Here is a 20919-nt window from a genome sequence, read left to right on the forward strand (position 1 = left end):
TGCCCTACTTCTTCTTGGCTTCTTTACGACGGACGACTTCGTCCGCGTAGCGCACACCTTTACCTTTGTAAGGCTCTGGTGGACGGAAGTCGCGGATCTCAGCGGCCACTTGACCTACCAGCTGCTTATCGATGCCCTTGATCAGGATATCGGTCTGGCTAGGAGTCTCAGCGGTGATGCCTTCCGGCAGTTCGTAATCCACTGGATGCGAGAAGCCGAGGGCCAGGTTCAGCACTGTGCCTTTTGCTTGTGCCTTGTAACCAACACCGACCAGCTGGAGCTTACGCTCGAAGCCTTGGCTAACGCCTTGGACCATGTTGTTTACCAGAGCACGAGTGGTACCGGCCATTGCACGAGTTTGTTGGTCGCCATTGCGAGCAGCGAAACGCAGCTCACCAGCTTCCTCAACAATTTCAACGGACGAGTGAACGTTCAGTTCGAGAGTGCCCTTGGCACCCTTCACCGAAAGCTGTTGGCCGGCGAATTTAACTTCGACACCAGCTGGCAGCTTAACGGGGTTCTTAGCGACGCGAGACATGCTTATCCCCCCTTAGAACACAGTGCAAAGAACTTCGCCGCCGACACCGGCAGCGCGCGCAGCACGATCAGTCATCACACCTTTGTTGGTGGAGACGATAGACACGCCAAGACCGCCACGTACTTTCGGCAGCTCTTCAACGGACTTGTACTGACGCAGGCCTGGACGGCTAACGCGCTTCACTTCCTCGATGACCGGACGGCCTTCGAAGTATTTCAGCTCGATGGACAGCAGAGGTTTGATTTCGCTGCTGATCTGATAACCCGCGATGTAACCTTCGTCCTTCAGGACTTTTGCTACAGCCACCTTCAGCGTGGAAGACGGCATGCTTACGACGGACTTTTCAGCCATCTGGGCATTACGGATTCGAGTTAGCATGTCCGCTAACGGGTCCTGCATACTCATGGGCTAGATGCTCCTGATACAAAAAGAATTAGCCTTGCGGCTACAACTGTCGCCGAGAAATTCCGGGCAAAAAACACGGGCTCAGGCGAGCCGGTCATTCTAGACACACCCCAGAAATGAATCAAGCCCCAAAAGGGGCTTGATTCAGATTCAAGGCCACCGGTGATCGGGATCTTACGAGCCCGACCACCGCGACTTTGATAGCTATTACCAGCTGGCTTTAACCAGACCTGGTACGTCACCACGCATTGCAGCTTCACGCAGCTTGTTACGGCCAAGGCCGAACTTGCGGTAAACGCCGTGCGGACGACCAGTCAGGCGGCAGCGGTTACGCATGCGCGAGGCACTTGCGTCACGTGGCTGCTTCTGCAGCGCTACGGTAGCTTCCCAACGGGCTTCTGGACTTGCGTTCAGATCCACGATGATAGCTTTCAGCGCTGCACGCTTGGTGGCGTACTTGGCAACGGTGAGCTGACGCTTCAGCTCACGGTTCTTCATGCTCTTCTTGGCCATTTTCCTACTCCAATCAGTTGCGGAACGGGAATTTGAAAGCACGCAGCAGAGCGCGGCCTTCATCATCGTTCTTGGCAGTGGTGGTCAGGGTAATGTCCAGACCGCGGAGAGCATCGATCTTGTCGTAATCGATTTCCGGGAAAATGATCTGCTCTTTCACGCCCATGCTGTAGTTACCACGACCATCGAAGGACTTGGCATTCAGGCCGCGGAAGTCGCGAACCCGAGGCAGGGAGATCGACAGCAGACGATCCAGGAACTCGTACATACGCTCACGGCGCAGGGTCACTTTGACGCCGATCGGCCATCCTTCGCGGACTTTAAAGCCAGCGATGGATTTACGAGCGTAGGTCACAACGACTTTCTGGCCGGTGATCTTTTCCAGGTCAGCAACAGCATGCTCGATGACTTTTTTGTCGCCGATAGCTTCGCCCAGACCCATGTTCAGGGTGATTTTGGTAACGCGCGGAACTTCCATCACGTTCGAAAGCTTAAGTTCTTCCTTAAGTTTCGGAGCGATTTCCTTCCGGTAAATCTCTTTTAGTCGTGCCATGGTCTTCTACCTAGCAGTGTTCAAGCATCAACCGCTTTTTGGGTCGACTTGAAGACACGAATTTTTTTGCCGTCTTCTACTTTGAAACCAACGCGGTCAGCCTTGTTGGTTTCGCCGTTGAAAATGGCGACGTTGGAAGCGTGCAGTGGCGCTTCTTTCTCGACGATACCGCCCTGTACGCCCGACATCGGGTTAGGCTTGGTATGACGCTTGACCAGGTTCAGGCCACCGACAACCAGACGGTCATCAGCCAGAACCTTAAGCACCTTACCGCGCTTACCTTTGTCTTTGCCGGCGATCACGATGATCTCGTCGTCACGACGAATCTTTTGCATGTCGGATCTCCTTACAGCACTTCTGGGGCGAGCGAGACGATCTTCATGAACTTCTCAGTACGAAGTTCACGGGTCACTGGCCCAAAGATACGGGTGCCGATCGGCTCTTGCTTGTTGTTCAACAGAACAGCAGCGTTGCCATCAAAGCGGATGATGGAGCCGTCTGCACGACGAACACCATGGCGAGTGCGGACTACTACTGCAGTCATCACTTGGCCTTTTTTCACCTTACCGCGAGGAATTGCTTCCTTGACGGTAACTTTGATGATGTCACCGATACCAGCGTAACGACGATGGGAGCCACCCAGCACCTTGATGCACATAACGCGGCGAGCGCCGCTGTTATCGGCCACATCGAGCATGGATTGAGTCTGAATCATATAATTTCTCCGACCCCTAGCCCTTAGACTTCCACAGCGCGTTCGAGAACATCAACCAGAGCCCAAGACTTGGTCTTGGCCATCGGACGAGTTTCACGAATAGTGACTTTGTCGCCGATGTGGCACTGATTGGTTTCGTCGTGCGCGTGCAGCTTAGTCGAACGCTTAACGTATTTACCGTAGATAGGGTGCTTAACGCGACGCTCGATCAGAACGGTGATGGTCTTGTCCATCTTGTCGCTGACAACACGGCCAGTCAGCGTACGGACAGTTTTTTCGGCTTCAGCCATGATTACTTACCTGCCTGCTGGTTGAGCACAGTCTTCACGCGAGCGATGTCACGCTTAACTTGCGAGAGCAGATGAGACTGCCCCAACTGGCCAGTTGCTTTCTGCATACGCAGATTGAACTGGTCGCGCAGCAGGCCGAGCAGTTGCTCGTTCAGCTGCTGTGCGGATTTTTCACGAAGTTCATTCGCTTTCATCACATCACCGTCCGCTTAACAAAGGAGGTGGCGAGCGGCAGCTTTGCAGCAGCCAGGGCGAAAGCCTCACGCGCCAGCTCTTCAGAAACACCCTCGATTTCATACAGGACTTTGCCTGGCTGAATCTGGGCAACCCAGTATTCGACGTTACCCTTACCTTTACCCATCCGAACTTCGAGTGGCTTCTTGGAAATAGGCTTGTCCGGGAATACACGGATCCAGATCTTGCCACCACGTTTTACGTGACGGGTCAGAGCACGACGCGCTGACTCGATCTGACGAGCGGTGAGACGACCACGAGCAACAGACTTCAGCGCGAACTCGCCGAAGCTGACTTTGCTACCGCGCAATGCCAGACCACGGTTGTGGCCGGTCATTTGCTTGCGGAACTTCGTACGCTTTGGTTGCAACATTTGGCGTACCCCTTACTTAGCAGCTTTTTTACGAGGCGCAGGTGCTTGCGGCTTCAGCTCTTCTTGGCGACCACCAATTACTTCGCCTTTGAAGATCCAAACCTTCACACCGATCACACCATAAGTGGTGTGAGCTTCGTAGGTGGCATAGTCGATATCGGCACGCAGGGTGTGCAGTGGCACACGACCTTCGCGATACCATTCAGTACGTGCGATTTCAGCACCGCCGAGACGACCGCTCACTTGGATTTTGATGCCTTTGGCACCAATGCGCATGGCGTTCTGTACGGCGCGCTTCATAGCACGACGGAACATTACGCGACGCTCCAGCTGCTGAGCTACGCTCTGCGCAACCAGCATACCGTCGAGCTCCGGCTTGCGGATCTCTTCGATATTGATGTGCACAGGCACACCCATTTGCTTGGTCAGGTCCTGACGCAGCTTCTCAACATCTTCACCTTTCTTGCCGATCACGATGCCGGGACGAGCGGTGTGGATGGTGATGCGTGCAGTTTGAGCCGGACGATGGATATCGATACGGCTTACGGACGCGCTTTTTAGTTTGTCTTGGAGATACTCACGCACATTCAGATCTGCGAGCAAATAGTCCGCATAAGTCCGACCGTCTGCGTACCAGACGGAGGTGTGCTCCTTGACGATTCCCAGGCGAATGCCAATGGGATGTACTTTCTGACCCATCTCTTCGACTCCGTTACTTGTCAGCAACCTTGACAGTGATATGGCAAGACCGCTTGACGATGCGATCAGCACGGCCTTTGGCACGTGGCATGATGCGCTTCAGCGAACGCCCTTCGTTGACGAAAACGGTGGAGACCTTCAGGTCATCAACGTCTGCGCCTTCGTTATGCTCGGCGTTGGCTACGGCCGACTCCAGCACTTTCTTCATGATCTCGGCGGCTTTCTTACTGCTGAAAGCCAACAGGTTGAGCGCTTCGCCCACCTTCTTCCCGCGGATCTGGTCGGCGACCAAGCGGGCTTTCTGGGCGGAGATTCGAGCGCCCGACAACTTAGCGGCTACTTCCATCATTCCTTACCCCTTAACGCTTGGCTTTCTTGTCAGCCACGTGCCCGCGATATGTACGGGTACCGGCGAACTCGCCCAGTTTGTGGCCGACCATGTCTTCGTTCACGAGAACTGGAACATGTTGACGACCGTTATGCACAGCGATGGTCAGACCGACCATTTGTGGCAGGATCATGGAACGGCGCGACCAGGTCTTAACTGGTTTGCGATCGTTCTTTTCCGCCGCCACTTCGATCTTCTTCAGTAGGTGAAGATCAATAAAAGGACCTTTTTTCAGAGAACGTGGCACTGTCGTATCCCTCTATTTACTTGCGACGACGGACGATCATTTTGTCGGTACGCTTATTACCACGAGTCTTCGCGCCCTTAGTCGGGAAGCCCCATGGCGATACCGGATGACGACCACCAGAGGTACGACCTTCACCACCACCATGTGGGTGGTCAACCGGGTTCATGGCAACACCACGAACGGTTGGGCGAACGCCACGCCAGCGTTTGGCACCAGCTTTACCCAGCGAACGCAGGCTGTGCTCGGAGTTCGAGACTTCGCCCAGGGTCGCACGGCATTCAGCCAGCACTTTACGCATTTCACCAGAACGCAGACGCAGGGTCACGTAGACGCCTTCACGAGCGACCAGCTGAGCCGAAGCACCAGCCGAACGAGCGATTTGCGCGCCTTTACCTGGCTTCAGTTCGATGCCGTGTACGGTGCTACCAACTGGAATGTTGCGCAGTTGCAGAGCGTTGCCCGGCTTGATCGGTGCCAGAGCACCTGCGATCAGCTGGTCGCCAGCGCTCACGCCCTTAGGGGCGATGATGTAGCGACGCTCGCCATCTGCGTACAGCAGCAGAGCGATGTGAGCAGTACGGTTTGGATCGTATTCGATACGCTCGACAGTGGCAGCGATGCCATCTTTGTCGTTGCGACGGAAGTCGACCAGACGGTAATGCTGCTTATGACCACCACCAACGTGACGAGTGGTAATGCGGCCATTGTTGTTACGACCACCAGACTTCGATTTCTTCTCGAGCAGCGGTGCGTGAGGAGCGCCTTTATGCAGCTCCTGGTTGACCACCTTGACCACAAAACGGCGGCCAGGGGAAGTCGGTTTGCATTTAACGATTGCCATGATGCACCCCTTCCTTACTCAGCACTGCTGCTGAAATCGAGATCTTGGCCTGGCTGAAGGGAAATAACTGCCTTCTTCCAGTCATTACGCTTGCCCAGACCGCGAGCGGTACGCTTACTCTTACCCAGAACGTTCAGGGTAGTAACGCGCTCCACTTTCACGCTGAACAGGCTTTCGACGGCCTTCTTGATTTCCAGCTTGGTTGCGTCAGTAGCAACCTTGAAAACGAACTGGCCTTTCTTGTCTGCCAGAACCGTAGCCTTCTCGGAAACGTGCGGGCCAAGCAGAACTTTAAATACGCGTTCCTGGTTCATCCCAGCAGCTCCTCGAATTTCTTCACGGCCGACACAGTGATCAACACTTTGTCGTATGCGATCAGACTAACTGGATCGGAACCTTGCACGTCACGAACATCAACGTGTGGCAGGTTACGAGCAGCCAGGTACAGGTTCTGATCAACAGCGTCCGACACGATCAGAACGTCGGTCAGGCTCATGTTGTTCAGTTTGCCCAGCAGATCTTTGGTTTTCGGAGTTTCAACAGCGAAATCCTGAACCACGACCAGACGATCAGTACGCACCAGCTCAGCAAGGATGGAACGCATTGCTGCGCGATACATCTTCTTGTTCAGCTTCTGGGAGTGATCCTGAGGACGAGCTGCGAAAGTGGTACCGCCGCCACGCCAGATTGGGCTACGGATAGTACCGGCACGAGCACGGCCAGTACCTTTCTGACGCCATGGGCGCTTGCCGCCACCGGAAACGTCGGAACGGGTCTTTTGCTGCTTGCTACCTTGACGGCCGCCAGCCATGTAGGCCACGACTGCTTGGTGAACCAGCGTCTCGTTGAATTCGCCGCCAAATGTCAGTTCGGAAACTTCGATCGCTTGAGCGTCATTTACATTTAATTGCATGTCAGCTTCCCCTTAACCGCGAGCCTTGGCCGCCGGACGTACAACCAGGTTGCCGCCAGTAGCGCCAGGAACAGCACCCTTGACCAACAACAGATTGCGTTCAGCGTCGACGCGCACTACTTCCAGGGACTGCACGGTCACGCGCTCAGCGCCCATATGACCGGACATTTTTTTGCCCTTGAATACACGACCAGGAGTCTGGCACTGGCCAATAGAGCCCGGGACGCGGTGGGAAACGGAGTTACCGTGGGTGTTATCTTGACCGCGGAAATTCCAACGCTTGATGGTACCGGCGAAGCCTTTACCTTTCGACTGACCGGTAACATCTACCAGTTGGCCAGCTGCGAAGATTTCTGCATTGATCAGATCGCCAGCTTGGTACTCGCCTTCTTCAAGACGGAATTCCCAAACGCCACGACCGGCAGCAACGTTCGCTTTAGCGAAGTGACCTGCTTGAGCAGCAGTCACGCGCGAAGCACGACGCTCACCTACAGTGACTTGCACTGCACGATAGCCATCGGTTTCTTCAGTTTTGAACTGGGTGACGCGATTCGGCTCGATCTCAATGACCGTGACCGGAATGGAGACACCTTCTTCGGTGAAAATACGGGTCATACCGCATTTACGACCGACTACACCAATAGTCATGTTGTAAACCTCATGAGTGTACGGGGCTTTCACCCGCTATGGCCGCCCATTTCAGAGCGTTACACGACTAAGACCGAGTCTTAGCCGAGGCTGATCTGCACTTCCACACCTGCCGCAAGATCAAGCTTCATAAGAGCATCAACGGTTTTATCCGTTGGCTGGACGATGTCCAGTACGCGCTTATGAGTACGGATCTCGTACTGGTCACGCGCGTCTTTGTTGACGTGCGGGGAGACCAGAACGGTGAACCGCTCTTTACGGGTAGGCAGTGGAATTGGACCACGCACTTGAGCACCAGTACGTTTCGCGGTTTCCACGATTTCCTGGGTGGATTGGTCGATCAGGCGATGGTCGAAAGCCTTCAACCTGATACGGATTTGCTGATTTTGCATTGGATTTCAGACTCCAGGCTGCTATTCCCACCGGGCGCAATACGCCCGTTAAAAGGAGGCGCAATTCTATAGACGGCCCCACAGAGTGTCAACCCAATAAAAAAGCCCCCGCAAGCGGGGGCTTCTTCATGAGTCGTCGATTACTCGATAACTTTGGCTACGACGCCGGCGCCGACGGTACGACCGCCTTCACGGATAGCGAAACGCAGACCATCTTCCATCGCGATGGTTTTGATCAGAGTGACAGTCATCTGGATGTTGTCACCTGGCATTACCATTTCAACGCCTTCCGGCAGCTCGCAGTTACCGGTCACGTCAGTAGTACGGAAGTAGAACTGTGGACGGTAGCCTTTGAAGAACGGAGTATGACGACCGCCTTCTTCTTTGCTCAGAACATAAACTTCAGCGGTGAACTTGGTGTGCGGCTTAACGGTGCCTGGCTTAACCAGAACCTGGCCACGCTCAACGTCGTCACGCTTGGTACCACGCAGCAGAACGCCGCAGTTCTCGCCAGCACGACCTTCGTCGAGCAGCTTGCGGAACATTTCAACGCCAGTGCAGGTAGTCTTCTGAGTATCGCGCAGACCAACGATCTCAACTTCTTCCTGGATGCGAACGATGCCACGCTCAACACGGCCAGTTACCACGGTGCCACGACCGGAGATCGAGAATACGTCTTCGATTGGCATCAGGAACGGCTTGTCGATTGCACGCTCTGGCTCTGGGATGTAAGTGTCCAGAGTTTCTACCAGACGCTTAACAGCGGTGGTACCCATTTCGTTGTCGTCTTGGCCGTTCAGAGCCATCAGAGCCGAACCGATGATGATCGGAGTGTCGTCACCTGGGAAGTCGTAAGTGCTCAGCAGGTCGCGCACTTCCATCTCAACCAGTTCCAGCAGCTCAGCGTCGTCAACCATGTCAGCCTTGTTCAGGAAGACAACGATGTACGGAACGCCTACCTGACGGGACAGCAGGATGTGCTCACGAGTTTGTGGCATCGGACCATCGGCAGCCGAGCAAACCAGGATCGCGCCGTCCATCTGGGCAGCACCGGTGATCATGTTTTTGACGTAGTCGGCGTGACCTGGGCAGTCAACGTGCGCGTAGTGACGAATGTGCGAATCGTACTCTACGTGTGCAGTGTTGATGGTGATACCACGAGCTTTTTCTTCTGGAGCGCTGTCGATCTTGTCGAAGTCAACACGAGCCGAACCGAAAACTTCGGAGCAAACGCGAGTCAGAGCAGCAGTCAGAGTGGTTTTACCGTGGTCAACGTGACCGATAGTGCCAACGTTGACGTGCGGTTTGTTACGTTCAAATTTTTCTTTAGCCACGACAATTAACTCCTAGCCTAAAGGGGAGACTGAATCAGCCTTGTTTTTTAACGAGAGCTTCGACGATGTTCGACGGAGCTTCGGCGTATTTGGAGAATTCCATGGAGTAGCTCGCGCGACCCTGAGACATGGAACGAACGTCAGTTGCATAACCGAACATTTCACCCAGTGGAACTTCAGCACGGATAACCTTGCCGGACACCGAGTCATCCATACCCTGAATCAGACCACGACGACGGTTCAGGTCACCCATCACGTCACCCATGTAGTCCTCTGGGGTTACTACTTCAACCTTCATGATCGGCTCGAGCACAACGCCGCCACCCTTCTGGGCCAGCTGCTTGGTCGCCATGGAGGCCGCCACCTTGAACGCCATCTCGTTGGAGTCGACGTCGTGGTAGGAACCATCGAACACGGTAGCCTTCAGGCCGATCAGCGGATAACCGGCAACGACGCCGTTCTTCATCTGCTCTTCGATACCCTTCTGGATAGCCGGGATGTATTCCTTAGGAACCACACCACCAACAACTTCGTTGGTGAAGACCAGACCTTCGGTGATGTTGCCGTTCGCATCGACGTCCGGCTCCGAGAAACGGATCCAGCAGTGACCGAACTGACCGCGACCGCCGGATTGACGAACGAACTTGCCTTCGATCTCGACGTTGCTCTTGCTGATCTTCTCGCGGTACGAAACCTGCGGCTTGCCGATGTTGGCTTCGACGTTGAACTCGCGCTTCATGCGATCAACGAGGATGTCCAGGTGCAGCTCACCCATACCGGAAATGATGGTCTGACCGGTCTCTTCGTCGGTCTTGACGCGGAACGACGGGTCTTCCTGAGCCAGCTTGCCCAGTGCAATACCCATCTTTTCCTGGTCCTGCTTGGTTTTCGGCTCTACCGCTACCGAAATCACAGGCTCAGGGAAGTCCATACGCTCAAGAATGATCTGCTTGTCGAGATCGCACAGAGTGTCACCAGTGGTGACGTCCTTCATGCCGATCAGGGCAGCGATATCGCCTGCACGTACTTCCTTGATCTCCTCACGCTGGTTGGCGTGCATCTGCACCATACGACCAACGCGCTCTTTCTTGCCCTTGACCGAGTTGATCACGGAGTCGCCCGAGCTCAGGAAGCCCGAGTAAACGCGCACGAAAGTCAGAGTACCAACGAACGGGTCGGTAGCGATCTTGAATGCCAGAGCCGAGAACGGTTCAGAATCGTCAGCGTGACGCTCGTCGTAATCAGCCTCTACCAGCTCATCCTTCGGCTTCTCGATGAGATCCGGATGGATACCTTTGATCGCCGGGATCTCGGTAGGAGCAGGCAGGAAGTCGATAACGGCGTCGAGAACCAGGGGAACACCCTTGTTCTTGAACGAAGAGCCGCAGACTGCCGGAACGATTTCGCTAGCCAGGGTGCGCGCACGCAGACCAGCCTTGATCTCTTCTGGAGTCAGATCACCTTCTTCAAGGTACTTGTTCATCAACTCTTCGTTGGCTTCAGCAGCAGCTTCAACCATGTTGGAGCGCCACTCGTTAGCCAGATCCAGCATATCGGCAGGAATTTCTTCCTCACGATAGGTAGTACCCTTGTCGTCGTCGTTCCAGTAGATAGCCTTCATCTTGATCAGATCAACCTGACCTTCGAAGTTATCTTCAGCGCCGATAGCCAGCTGAACCGGAACCGGGGTGTGACCCAGGCGGTTTTTGATCTGACCAACAACGCGCAGGAAGTTAGCGCCGGCACGGTCCATCTTGTTCACGTAAACAACACGTGGAACGCCGTACTTGTTGGCTTGACGCCATACGGTTTCAGACTGAGGCTCAACACCGGAAGTACCGCAGAACACAACGACCGCGCCGTCGAGTACGCGCAGCGAACGCTCTACTTCGATGGTGAAGTCTACGTGGCCGGGGGTATCGATAACGTTTACACGATAGTTATCGTATTGGCCGCGCGAACCTTTCCAGAAGGTAGTTACAGCAGCGGAGGTAATGGTGATACCCCGCTCCTGCTCCTGCACCATCCAGTCGGTGGTAGCAGCGCCGTCATGCACCTCACCCATCTTATGGCTGAGACCTGTGTAAAACAGGATCCGCTCGGTAGTGGTAGTCTTGCCCGCGTCAACGTGGGCACAGATACCGATGTTACGGTAGCGGTTGATTGCTGTAGTACGAGCCATAAAGCCCTCGCAAAATGAATGATGCTGAGATTAGAAGCGGTAGTGCGAGAAAGCCTTGTTGGCTTCAGCCATACGGTGAACGTCTTCACGCTTCTTAACTGCAGCACCTTTGCCTTCGGCAGCGTCCAGCAGTTCGCCAGCCAAACGCAGAGCCATAGACTTCTCGCCGCGCTTGCGGGCGAAGTCTACCAACCAGCGCATTGCCAGAGCGTTACGACGGGACGGACGAACTTCGACCGGAACCTGGTAAGTAGCACCGCCTACACGGCGCGACTTCACTTCGACCAGCGGAGCGATGGCGTCGAGAGCTTTCTCGAAGATTTCCAGGGGATCGCTGTTCTTGCGCTCTTTAACTTTTTCCAGCGCGCCATAAACGATACGCTCGGCAACGGCCTTCTTACCGCTTTCCATTACGTGGTTCATGAACTTGGCGAGGATCTGGCTTCCGTATTTCGGATCGTCCAGAATCTCACGTTTGGCTGCTACGCGACGTCTTGGCATTGATAAGCCCTCAAACGGTCTTCAGGTTAGCTCGGGACAGTTGATCCAATGGACGCGTGCCCGACCTTACTCTTATCGACTCAATATAATTAAAAACTGCAAAACGGCCGATTACTTCGGACGCTTGGTACCGTACTTCGAACGACCTTGGTTACGACCTTTAACGCCGGAGGTATCCAGGGAGCCGCGAACGGTGTGGTAACGAACACCTGGCAAGTCTTTTACACGGCCGCCACGAATCAGTACGACGCTGTGTTCTTGCAGGTTGTGGCCTTCACCACCGATGTACGAGGAAACCTCGAAACCGTTGGTCAGACGCACACGGCATACTTTACGCAGTGCCGAGTTAGGTTTTTTCGGCGTAGTGGTATACACGCGAGTGCACACGCCACGACGTTGCGGGCAGTTCTGCAGCGCAGGTACGTCGGATTTCTCGACGATACGCTTACGCGGCTGACGTACCAGCTGGTTGATAGTTGCCATCTACTAGCTCCACTGTTGTCTTTCGACATAAACAAAATGGCAGAGCACAAGCTCCACCAAATTTAGGGGTACAAGAGTCTAAAGAGGATCTTGCCCCCAGTCAAGGCAAGGCCCCGGGCTCCCCGATCAGCGAACCTCGACAAAAAGTGTCTCGATTCTCAGTCGGAAAAACCGGGGCCCCATCTCAATCTATTGCAGACCTCAGTTACCGCTGGAGTTCAGCGCTTCAGTCAGTGCTGCTTCGACTTCACTCGCGCTTACGCGCAGAGGCTTGTCTGCATCACGACGACGCTTGCGCTCGCTGTGGTAAGCCAGGCCGGTACCGGCCGGGATCAGACGACCCACAACCACGTTTTCCTTCAGGCCGCGCAGGTAGTCACGCTTGCCGGTCACTGCCGCTTCGGTCAGTACACGAGTGGTCTCTTGGAAAGAGGCCGCCGAGATGAACGACTCAGTGGACAAGGACGCCTTAGTAATACCCAGCAATACGCGGGTGAACTTGGAGATGAACTTGTCTTCAGCGCTCAGACGCTCGTTTTCTACCAGTACGTGAGTCAGTTCCATCTGGTCGCCCTTGATGAAGCTGGAGTCGCCAGACTCGGCAATCTCAACCTTACGCAACATCTGACGCAGGATGGTCTCGATGTGCTTATCGTTGATCTTCACGCCTTGCAGACGGTAAACGTCCTGGATCTCGTTGACGATGTACTTGGCCAGCGCACTTACACCCAGCAGACGCAGGATGTCGTGTGGATCGCTCGGACCGTCGGAGATAACTTCGCCGCGGTTCACTTGTTCGCCTTCGAAGACGTTCAGGTGACGCCACTTCGGAATCAGCTCCTCATACGGATCGCTACCGTCGTTCGGGGTAATGACCAGGCGACGTTTGCCTTTGGTCTCTTTACCGAACGCGATGGTGCCGCTGACTTCAGCCAGAATCGAGGCCTCTTTCGGACGACGAGCTTCGAACAAGTCGGCAACACGCGGCAGACCACCGGTGATGTCACGGGTCTTCGAAGTCTCTTGCGGAATACGAGCGATAACATCACCGATCGCAATCTGCGCACCGTCAGCAACACCTACAAGTGCGTTAGCCGGCAAGAAGTACTGGGCCGGTACGTCAGTACCTGGCAGCAGCAGATCCTTGCCATCCATACCCACCATCTTCACGGCTGGACGAATGTCCTTACCGGCAGCTGGACGGTCTTTGACGTCAAGTACTTCAATGTTGGTCATACCGGTCAATTCGTCAGTCTGACGCTTGATCGTGATGCCTTCTTCCATGCCCACGTAGGTCACGGTACCTTTCATTTCGGTAACGATTGGGTGAGTGTGCGGATCCCACTTGGCCACGATGGCACCAGCGTCGACCTTATCGCCTTCCTTCACCGAAATCACAGCACCGTAAGGCAGCTTGTAGCGCTCGCGCTCACGACCGAAGTCGTCGGCAATTGCCAGCTCGCCAGAACGGGATACAGCTACCAGGTGACCGTCAACACGCTCAACATGCTTCAGGTTATGCAGACGGACGGTACCGCCATTCTTCACCTGTACGCTGTCCGCTGCCGAGGTCCGGCTTGCCGCACCACCGATGTGGAACGTACGCATGGTCAGCTGGGTACCCGGCTCACCGATGGACTGGGCAGCAATTACACCTACCGCTTCACCAATGTTCACCAGGTGGCCGCGAGCCAGGTCACGACCGTAGCACTTGGCACAGATGCCGTAGCGGGTTTCGCAACTGATCGGCGAACGCACGATCACTTCGTCGATGCTGTTCAGCTCGATGAACTCGACCCACTTCTCGTCTACCAGAGTGCCAGCAGGAACGATGACGTCCTCGGTACCCGGCTTGAATACGTCACGGGCGATAACACGACCCAATACGCGCTCACCCAGCGGCTCTACAACGTCACCGCCTTCAATGTGCGGAGTCATCAGCAGGCCGTGTTCGGTGCCGCAATCGATCTCGGTTACAACCAGATCCTGCGCCACGTCTACCAGACGACGAGTCAGGTAACCGGAGTTCGCAGTTTTCAACGCGGTATCCGCCAGACCTTTACGAGCACCGTGAGTCGAGATGAAGTACTGGAGTACGCTCAGACCTTCACGGAAGTTCGCAGTAATCGGCGTTTCGATGATGGAGCCGTCCGGCTTGGCCATCAGACCACGCATACCGGCCAGCTGGCGGATCTGTGCAGCGGAACCCCGCGCACCCGAGTCAGCCATCATGTACATCGAGTTGAACGATTCTTGCTCGACTTCGTCGCCATTGCGGTCGATGACTTTCTCTTTCGAGAGGTTGGCCATCATCGCCTTGGATACTTCGTCGTTGGCTTTCGACCAAAGGTCGATCACCTTGTTGTACTTCTCGCCCTGGGTTACCAGGCCGGAGGCGTACTGGCTCTCGATTTCTTTCACTTCGTCGGTGGCAGCACCGATGATGCGGGCTTTTTCATCCGGGATAACGAAGTCGTTAACACCGATGGAAACGCCGGAAATGGTCGAGTAAGCGAAACCGGTGTACATCAACTGGTCAGCGAAGATCACGGTCTCTTTCAGACCTACCACGCGGTAGCACTGGTTGATCAGCTTGGAGATCGCCTTCTTCTTCATCGGCAGGTTGACGACGTCGAACGACAGACCTTTCGGCACAACCTGGAACAGCAGCGCACGGCCGACAGTGGTGTCGACAATACGGGTAGCGCTGACGCTGCCGCCATCACGATCGTTAACGGTTTCGTTGATACGAACCTTGATCTTGGCGTGCAGAGCTGCTTCGCCGGCGCGGAATACGCGGTCGACTTCCTGCAGGTCGGCGAACACACGACCTTCGCCCTTGGCGTTGATCGCTTCACGGGTCATGTAGTACAGACCCAATACAACGTCCTGCGACGGAACGATGATTGGCTCACCGTTGGCTGGCGACAGAATGTTGTTGGTCGACATCATCAACGCACGCGCTTCCAGCTGGGCTTCCAGCGTCAGCGGCACGTGCACGGCCATTTGGTCGCCGTCGAAGTCGGCGTTGTACGCAGCACAGACCAGAGGGTGCAGCTGGATAGCCTTACCTTCGATCAGTACCGGTTCAAACGCCTGGATACCCAGACGGTGAAGGGTCGGTGCACGGTTGAGCAGCACGGGGTGTTCGCGAATCACTTCTGCGAGAACGTCCCAAACTTCCGGCAGCTCGCGCTCGACCATCTTCTTGGCTGCTTTGATGGTGGTAGCGAGACCACGCATTTCCAGCTTGCCGAAAATGAACGGTTTGAACAGCTCGAGAGCCATCTTCTTCGGCAGACCGCACTGGTGCAGACGCAGGGTCGGACCTACGGTAATTACCGAACGACCGGAGTAGTCAACACGCTTACCGAGCAAGTTCTGACGGAAACGACCTTGTTTACCCTTGATCATGTCAGCCAGGGATTTCAGAGGACGCTTGTTGGAGCCGGTAATAGCGCGGCCACGACGACCGTTGTCGAGCAAGGCGTCGACAGCTTCCTGCAACATACGCTTTTCGTTGCGCACGATGATGTCCGGAGCGGACAGATCAAGCAGGCGCTTCAAGCGGTTGTTACGGTTGATCACTCGACGATACAGGTCGTTGAGGTCGGAAGTCGCAAAGCGACCGCCATCCAGCGGAACCAGTGGACGCAGATCTGGCGGCAGAACCGGCAGAACGGTCAACACCATCCACTCTGGCAGGTTGCCGGAGCCCTGGAAGGCTTCCATCAACTTCAGACGCTTGGACAGCTTCTTGATCTTGGTTTCCGAGTTGGTTTGCGGAATCTCTTCACGCAGACGGCCAATCTCGTGCTCCAGGTCGATAGCGTGCAGCAGCTCGCGGACAGCCTCGGCCCCCATGCGGGCGTCGAAGTCATCACCGAACTCTTCCAGCGCCTCGAAGTACTGCTCGTCGTTCAGCAGCTGACCCTTTTCCAGGGTGGTCATGCCTGGATCGATAACAACGTAGCTCTCGAAGTAGAGAACGCGCTCGATATCACGCAGGGTCATGTCCATCAGCAGGCCGATACGGGACGGCAGCGACTTCAGGAACCAGATGTGGGCAACCGGCGAAGCCAGTTCGATGTGCGCCATGCGCTCACGACGAACCTTAGCCAGTGCAACTTCAACGCCGCACTTCTCGCAGATCACGCCGCGATGCTTCAAGCGCTTGTACTTACCGCACAGGCACTCGTAATCCTTTACCGGGCCAAAGATCTTGGCGCAGAACAGGCCGTCACGCTCAGGCTTGAACGTACGGTAGTTGATGGTTTCCGGCTTTTTAACTTCGCCGAACGACCAAGAACGGATCATCTCAGGCGAGGCCAATCCAATACGGATGGCGTCGAACTCTTCGACTTGACCCTGGTTTTTCAGCAAATTCAGTAGGTCTTTCAAGGCCTTTCCTCCTGGCGGAGCAGAGAGCGGGCAATCCTGCCCCGCTCTCGATTCGCGTCACGTGTTATTCGGTTTCCAGATCGATATCGATGCCGAGGGAACGAATTTCTTTGATCAACACGTTGAAGGACTCGGGCATGCCCGGCTCCATACGGTGATCGCCGTCCACGATGTTTTTGTACATCTTGGTACGACCGTTCACATCGTCCGACTTCACTGTGAGCATTTCTTGCAGAGTGTATGCAGCACCGTATGCTTCCAGTGCCCAGACCTCCATCTCCCCGAAACGCTGACCACCGAACTGCGCCTTACCACCCAGCGGCTGCTGGGTAACCAGGCTGTACGAACCGGTAGAACGAGCGTGCATCTTGTCGTCTACCAAGTGGTTCAGTTTCAGCATGTACATGTAGCCAACGGTAACTGGACGCTCGAACTTGTTGCCGGTACGGCCGTCGGTCAGCTGCATCTGGCCGCTCTCTGGCAGGTCCGCCAGTTTCAGCATCGCCTTGATTTCGCTTTCCTTGGCGCCGTCGAACACCGGAGTGGCCATAGGCACACCGCCGCGCAGGTTGTTCGCCAGATCCAGAATCTCCTGATCGGAGAAGCTGTCCAGGTCTTCGTTACGACCACCGATCTGGTTGTAGATCTCATCCAGGAAGGTGCGCAGTTCTGCCACCTTACGCTGCTCTTCAACCATGCGGTTGATCTTCTCGCCCAGACCCTTGGCCGCGAGGCCCAGGTGAGTTTCGAGAATCTGACCAACGTTCATACGCGAAGGTACGCCCAGCGGGTTGAGGACCACGTCGACCGGGGTGCCATTGGCATCGTGCGGCATGTCTTCAACCGGCATGATCACAGAGACCACACCCTTGTTACCGTGACGACCGGCCATCTTGTCGCCCGGCTGAATGCGACGACGGATTGCCAGGTAGACCTTGACGATTTTCAGCACGCCTGGAGCCAGGTCATCGCCCTGCTGCAGTTTGCGCTTCTTGTCTTCGAACTTGTCATCCAGCAGACGGCGGCGATCAACGATGTAGGCCTGAGCCTTCTCGAGCTGCTCGTTCAGAGCATCTTCAGCCATGCGCAGTTTGAACCACTGGCCATGCTCAAGACCGTCGAGAACTTCGTCGGTGATTTCCTGACCTTTCTTCAGACCGGCGCCGCCTTCGGCTTTATGACCGACCAGAGCGGAGCGCAGACGCTCGAAGGTTGCGCCTTCAACGATGCGGAACTCTTCGTTCAGATCCTTGCGGATCTCGTCGAGCTGGCTCTTCTCGATGGACAGTGCACGAGCATCACGCTCAACGCCGTCACGAGTGAAGACCTGTACGTCAATGACAGTACCTTTGGTACCAGTAGGCACACGCAGGGATGTGTCTTTAACGTCGCTGGCTTTTTCACCGAAGATCGCGCGCAGCAGTTTCTCTTCCGGAGTCAGCTGAGTCTCGCCTTTCGGAGTGACCTTACCGACCAGGATGTCGCCTGCGCCAACTTCAGCACCTACATAAACGATACCGGCTTCGTCCAGCTTGTTCAGTGCAGCTTCACCCACGTTCGGGATGTCTGCAGTGATTTCCTCTGGGCCAAGCTTGGTGTCACGGGCCACACAGGTCAGTTCCTGGATGTGGATCGTGGTGAAGCGGTCTTCCTGAACCACACGCTCGGACAGGCAGATGGAGTCTTCGAAGTTGAAGCCGTTCCACGCCATGAACGCGATACGCATGTTCTGACCCAGTGCCAGCTCACCCATGTCGGTGGACGGGCCGTCGGCCATGATGTCGCTGCGCTGAACCCGATCACCCTTTCTCACCAGCGGACGCTGGTTGATGCAGGTGTTCTGGTTGGAGCGGGTGTACTTGGTCAGGTTGTAGATATCGACACCGGCTTCGCCAGTTTCGACTTCGTCATCCGCAACACGAACCACGATACGACTGGCATCGACCGAGTCGATCACGCCGCCACGGCGAGCCACGACACAAACGCCGGAGTCACGGGCAACGTTGCGCTCCATGCCGGTACCTACCAGCGGCTTATCAGCACGCAGGGTCGGTACAGCCTGACGCTGCATGTTGGAACCCATCAACGCACGGTTGGCGTCGTCGTGCTCGAGGAACGGAATCAGCGACGCTGCAACCGAAACTACCTGCTTCGGCGAAACGTCCATCAAGGTGACGTCTTCCGGCGCCTTGACGGTGAATTCGTTCAAGTGACGAACAGCCACCAGCTCATCGATCAGCTGACCTTTGTCGTTCATGGTCGCCGAAGCCTGGGCGATCACGTGATCGGCCTCTTCGATGGCGGACAGGAACACGATCTCGTCAGTGACCAGAGCGTCTTTCACCACACGGTACGGGCTCTCGAGGAAGCCGTACTGGTTGGTGCGCGCATAGGCCGCCAGGGAGTTGATCAGACCGATGTTCGGACCTTCCGGCGTTTCGATCGGGCATACACGACCGTAGTGAGTCGGGTGCACGTCACGAACTTCGAAGCCTGCACGCTCACGGGTCAGACCACCTGGGCCGAGTGCGGAGACACGACGCTTGTGGGTGATCTCGGAGAGCGGGTTGTTCTGGTCCATGAACTGCGACAGCTGGCTGGAACCGAAGAACTCTTTCACTGCCGCAGCCACTGGCTTGGCATTGATCAGGTCTTGCGGCATCAGGCCTTCGCTTTCGGCCATCGACAGACGCTCTTTGACCGCACGCTCTACACGCACCAGGCCAACGCGGAACTGGTTCTCGGCCATTTCGCCTACGCAACGAACACGACGGTTACCCAGGTGGTCGATGTCGTCGACGATGCCTTTACCGTTACGGATGTCGACCAGAGTCTTCAGTACGGCAACGATGTCTTCTTTGCACAGGACGCCCGAACCTTCGATCTCGGTACGACCGATACGACGGTTGAACTTCATCCGGCCAACGGCGGAGAGGTCATAGCGCTCAGGGCTGAAGAACAGGTTGTTGAACAGAGTCTCGGCAGCATCTTTGGTTGGCGGCTCGCCAGGACGCATCATGCGATAGATCTCGACCAGCGCTTCCAATTGGTTGCTGGTGGAGTCGATCTTCAGAGTGTCAGAAACGAACGGACCGCAGTCGATGTCGTTGGTGTACAGCGTTTCGATGCGAACAACCTGGGCCTTGGCGATTTTTGCCAGGATCTCGGTGTTCAGCTCGGTGTTGCACTCTGCCAGGATTTCACCAGTAGCCGGGTGCACGATAGCCTTGGCGGTGGTACGCCCCAGGACGTAGTCCAGAGGTACATCCAGCTCTTTGATACCGGCTTTTTCCAGCTGGTTGATGTGGCGAGCGGTGATACGACGACCCTGCTCGACAATAACCTTGCCCTTGTCATCCTGGATGTCCAGAACGGCAATTTCACCACGCAGGCGCTGAGGCACCAGCTCCAGGCTCAGGCTCTCGCCTTTCACGTGGAATACGTTGGTGGTGTAGAAAGCATCCAGCACTTCTTCAGTGGTGTAACCCAGCGCGCGCAGCAGAACCGACGCAGGCAGCTTGCGGCGACGGTCGATACGGACGAACACGCAGTCTTTCGGGTCGAACTCGAAGTCCAGCCACGAACCGCGGTAAGGAATGATCCGCGCGGAGTACAGCAGCTTACCGGAGCTATGCGTCTTGCCACGGTCGTGGTCGAAGAATACGCCAGGGGAACGGTGCAGCTGGGAAACGATTACACGCTCGGTACCGTTGATTACGAAGGTACCGTTCTCAGTCATCAGGGGGATTTCACCCATGTAGACTTCTTGCTCTTTGATGTCCTTGATCGCTTTGTTCGACGATTCTTTGTCGAAAATGATCAGACGAACTTTTACCCGCAAAGGTACGGCGTAAGTCACACCACGCAACACGCATTCTTTAACATCAAACGCCGGTTCGCCCAGGCGATAACCGACATACTCCAACGCAGCATTGCCGGAGTAGCTGATGATCGGGAAAACGGATTTGAAGGCCGCATGCAGGCCCACGTCGCGGAACTGATCTTTAGTCGCTCCCGCTTGCAAGAATTCACGATACGAATCCAGCTGGATGGCCAGGAGGTACGGCACATCCATGACGTCCGGCAACTTGCTAAAGTCCTTGCGGATACGTTTTTTCTCAGTATATGAGTAAGCCATCAGCGTTCCCCAGCTTGGTCACCTGCTTATTCGGCTTCTCCCGACGGGAGCAGCCAGAAAATCGTGCAAACCCTTTGGTTTGCGCCACCGCACAGGGTGGGTTACAGCACGTTAAAGGCACCGACCCAGTC

Annotated in this window: 23 protein-coding genes; all 23 read right to left on the bottom strand. The window is 55.6% G+C overall.

Going from position 1 to position 20919, the window contains the following annotated elements:
- Positions 1 to 4 precede the first annotated feature (4 nt).
- On the bottom strand, positions 5 to 538 hold the full coding sequence (gene rplF / locus LOY69_RS26975; protein ID WP_025129400.1) for a 50S ribosomal protein L6: 534 nt from the start codon (positions 536 to 538) through the stop codon (positions 5 to 7).
- Between the two features lie 12 nt (positions 539 to 550).
- On the bottom strand, positions 551 to 943 hold the full coding sequence (rpsH, locus tag LOY69_RS26980) for a 30S ribosomal protein S8 (RefSeq protein ID WP_011063773.1): 393 nt from the start codon (positions 941 to 943) through the stop codon (positions 551 to 553).
- Positions 944 to 1150: 207 nt separating this feature from the next.
- A complete protein-coding gene (rpsN, locus tag LOY69_RS26985) occupies positions 1151 to 1456 on the bottom strand; it encodes a 30S ribosomal protein S14 (protein ID WP_003228726.1) in 306 nt (101 codons plus the stop codon).
- Positions 1457 to 1469: 13 nt separating this feature from the next.
- Positions 1470 to 2009, bottom strand: coding sequence for a 50S ribosomal protein L5 (gene rplE / locus LOY69_RS26990; protein ID WP_003210069.1), 540 nt, complete (start codon positions 2007 to 2009; stop codon positions 1470 to 1472).
- Positions 2010 to 2029: 20 nt separating this feature from the next.
- On the bottom strand, positions 2030 to 2344 hold the full coding sequence (gene rplX, locus LOY69_RS26995) for a 50S ribosomal protein L24 (RefSeq protein WP_007896770.1): 315 nt from the start codon (positions 2342 to 2344) through the stop codon (positions 2030 to 2032).
- An 11-nt stretch (positions 2345 to 2355) separates the two neighbouring features.
- On the bottom strand, positions 2356 to 2724 hold the full coding sequence (gene rplN / locus LOY69_RS27000) for a 50S ribosomal protein L14 (RefSeq protein WP_002555479.1): 369 nt from the start codon (positions 2722 to 2724) through the stop codon (positions 2356 to 2358).
- Between the two features lie 23 nt (positions 2725 to 2747).
- Complete coding sequence (gene rpsQ, locus LOY69_RS27005; RefSeq protein ID WP_003194644.1) at positions 2748 to 3014, bottom strand: 30S ribosomal protein S17; 267 nt, start codon at positions 3012 to 3014, stop codon at positions 2748 to 2750.
- Positions 3015 to 3016: 2 nt separating this feature from the next.
- Positions 3017 to 3208, bottom strand: coding sequence for a 50S ribosomal protein L29 (gene rpmC / locus LOY69_RS27010; protein WP_002555481.1), 192 nt, complete (start codon positions 3206 to 3208; stop codon positions 3017 to 3019).
- Positions 3208 to 3621 (bottom strand): 50S ribosomal protein L16, encoded by a 414-nt coding sequence (rplP, locus tag LOY69_RS27015; RefSeq protein WP_003228729.1) that lies wholly within the window; start codon positions 3619 to 3621, stop codon positions 3208 to 3210. Before rplP ends, rpmC begins: the two co-directional genes overlap by 1 nt.
- Before the next feature lie 12 nt (positions 3622 to 3633).
- Positions 3634 to 4320: a 30S ribosomal protein S3 gene (gene rpsC, locus LOY69_RS27020; protein ID WP_007924192.1), complete on the bottom strand. Its 687-nt coding sequence runs from the start codon at positions 4318 to 4320 to the stop codon at positions 3634 to 3636.
- A 13-nt stretch (positions 4321 to 4333) separates the two neighbouring features.
- On the bottom strand, positions 4334 to 4666 hold the full coding sequence (rplV, locus tag LOY69_RS27025; RefSeq protein WP_003103908.1) for a 50S ribosomal protein L22: 333 nt from the start codon (positions 4664 to 4666) through the stop codon (positions 4334 to 4336).
- Positions 4667 to 4679: 13 nt separating this feature from the next.
- Positions 4680 to 4955: a 30S ribosomal protein S19 gene (rpsS, locus tag LOY69_RS27030; protein WP_002555486.1), complete on the bottom strand. Its 276-nt coding sequence runs from the start codon at positions 4953 to 4955 to the stop codon at positions 4680 to 4682.
- Positions 4956 to 4971: 16 nt separating this feature from the next.
- Positions 4972 to 5796 (bottom strand): 50S ribosomal protein L2, encoded by an 825-nt coding sequence (gene rplB, locus LOY69_RS27035; RefSeq protein WP_011063775.1) that lies wholly within the window; start codon positions 5794 to 5796, stop codon positions 4972 to 4974.
- 14 nt (positions 5797 to 5810) lie between these two features.
- Positions 5811 to 6110, bottom strand: coding sequence for a 50S ribosomal protein L23 (gene rplW / locus LOY69_RS27040; RefSeq protein WP_002555488.1), 300 nt, complete (start codon positions 6108 to 6110; stop codon positions 5811 to 5813).
- Positions 6107 to 6709: a 50S ribosomal protein L4 gene (gene rplD, locus LOY69_RS27045; RefSeq protein ID WP_007924200.1), complete on the bottom strand. Its 603-nt coding sequence runs from the start codon at positions 6707 to 6709 to the stop codon at positions 6107 to 6109. The genes rplW and rplD overlap by 4 nt, the downstream gene beginning before the upstream one ends.
- 12 nt (positions 6710 to 6721) lie before the next feature.
- A complete protein-coding gene (gene rplC / locus LOY69_RS27050) occupies positions 6722 to 7357 on the bottom strand; it encodes a 50S ribosomal protein L3 (RefSeq protein ID WP_007924205.1) in 636 nt (211 codons plus the stop codon).
- 80 nt (positions 7358 to 7437) lie between these two features.
- On the bottom strand, positions 7438 to 7749 hold the full coding sequence (gene rpsJ / locus LOY69_RS27055) for a 30S ribosomal protein S10 (protein ID WP_003186070.1): 312 nt from the start codon (positions 7747 to 7749) through the stop codon (positions 7438 to 7440).
- 140 nt (positions 7750 to 7889) lie between these two features.
- Positions 7890 to 9083, bottom strand: a complete 1194-nt coding sequence (tuf, locus tag LOY69_RS27060) for an elongation factor Tu (RefSeq protein WP_060841339.1) — start codon at positions 9081 to 9083, stop codon at positions 7890 to 7892.
- A gap of 34 nt (positions 9084 to 9117) precedes the next feature.
- Positions 9118 to 11265, bottom strand: a complete 2148-nt coding sequence (gene fusA, locus LOY69_RS27065; RefSeq protein ID WP_102882402.1) for an elongation factor G — start codon at positions 11263 to 11265, stop codon at positions 9118 to 9120.
- 30 nt (positions 11266 to 11295) lie between these two features.
- Positions 11296 to 11766 (bottom strand): 30S ribosomal protein S7, encoded by a 471-nt coding sequence (rpsG, locus tag LOY69_RS27070; protein WP_007925959.1) that lies wholly within the window; start codon positions 11764 to 11766, stop codon positions 11296 to 11298.
- A gap of 111 nt (positions 11767 to 11877) precedes the next feature.
- Positions 11878 to 12249, bottom strand: a complete 372-nt coding sequence (rpsL, locus tag LOY69_RS27075; RefSeq protein ID WP_003186084.1) for a 30S ribosomal protein S12 — start codon at positions 12247 to 12249, stop codon at positions 11878 to 11880.
- 201 nt (positions 12250 to 12450) lie between these two features.
- Positions 12451 to 16650 (bottom strand): DNA-directed RNA polymerase subunit beta', encoded by a 4200-nt coding sequence (gene rpoC / locus LOY69_RS27080; RefSeq protein WP_102865259.1) that lies wholly within the window; start codon positions 16648 to 16650, stop codon positions 12451 to 12453.
- A 64-nt stretch (positions 16651 to 16714) separates the two neighbouring features.
- Positions 16715 to 20788, bottom strand: coding sequence for a DNA-directed RNA polymerase subunit beta (gene rpoB, locus LOY69_RS27085; RefSeq protein ID WP_016968678.1), 4074 nt, complete (start codon positions 20786 to 20788; stop codon positions 16715 to 16717).
- Positions 20789 to 20919 lie beyond the last annotated feature (131 nt).

The organism is Pseudomonas sp. B21-059, assembly GCF_026016285.1.
Lineage (GTDB): Bacteria > Pseudomonadota > Gammaproteobacteria > Pseudomonadales > Pseudomonadaceae > Aquipseudomonas > Aquipseudomonas danubii.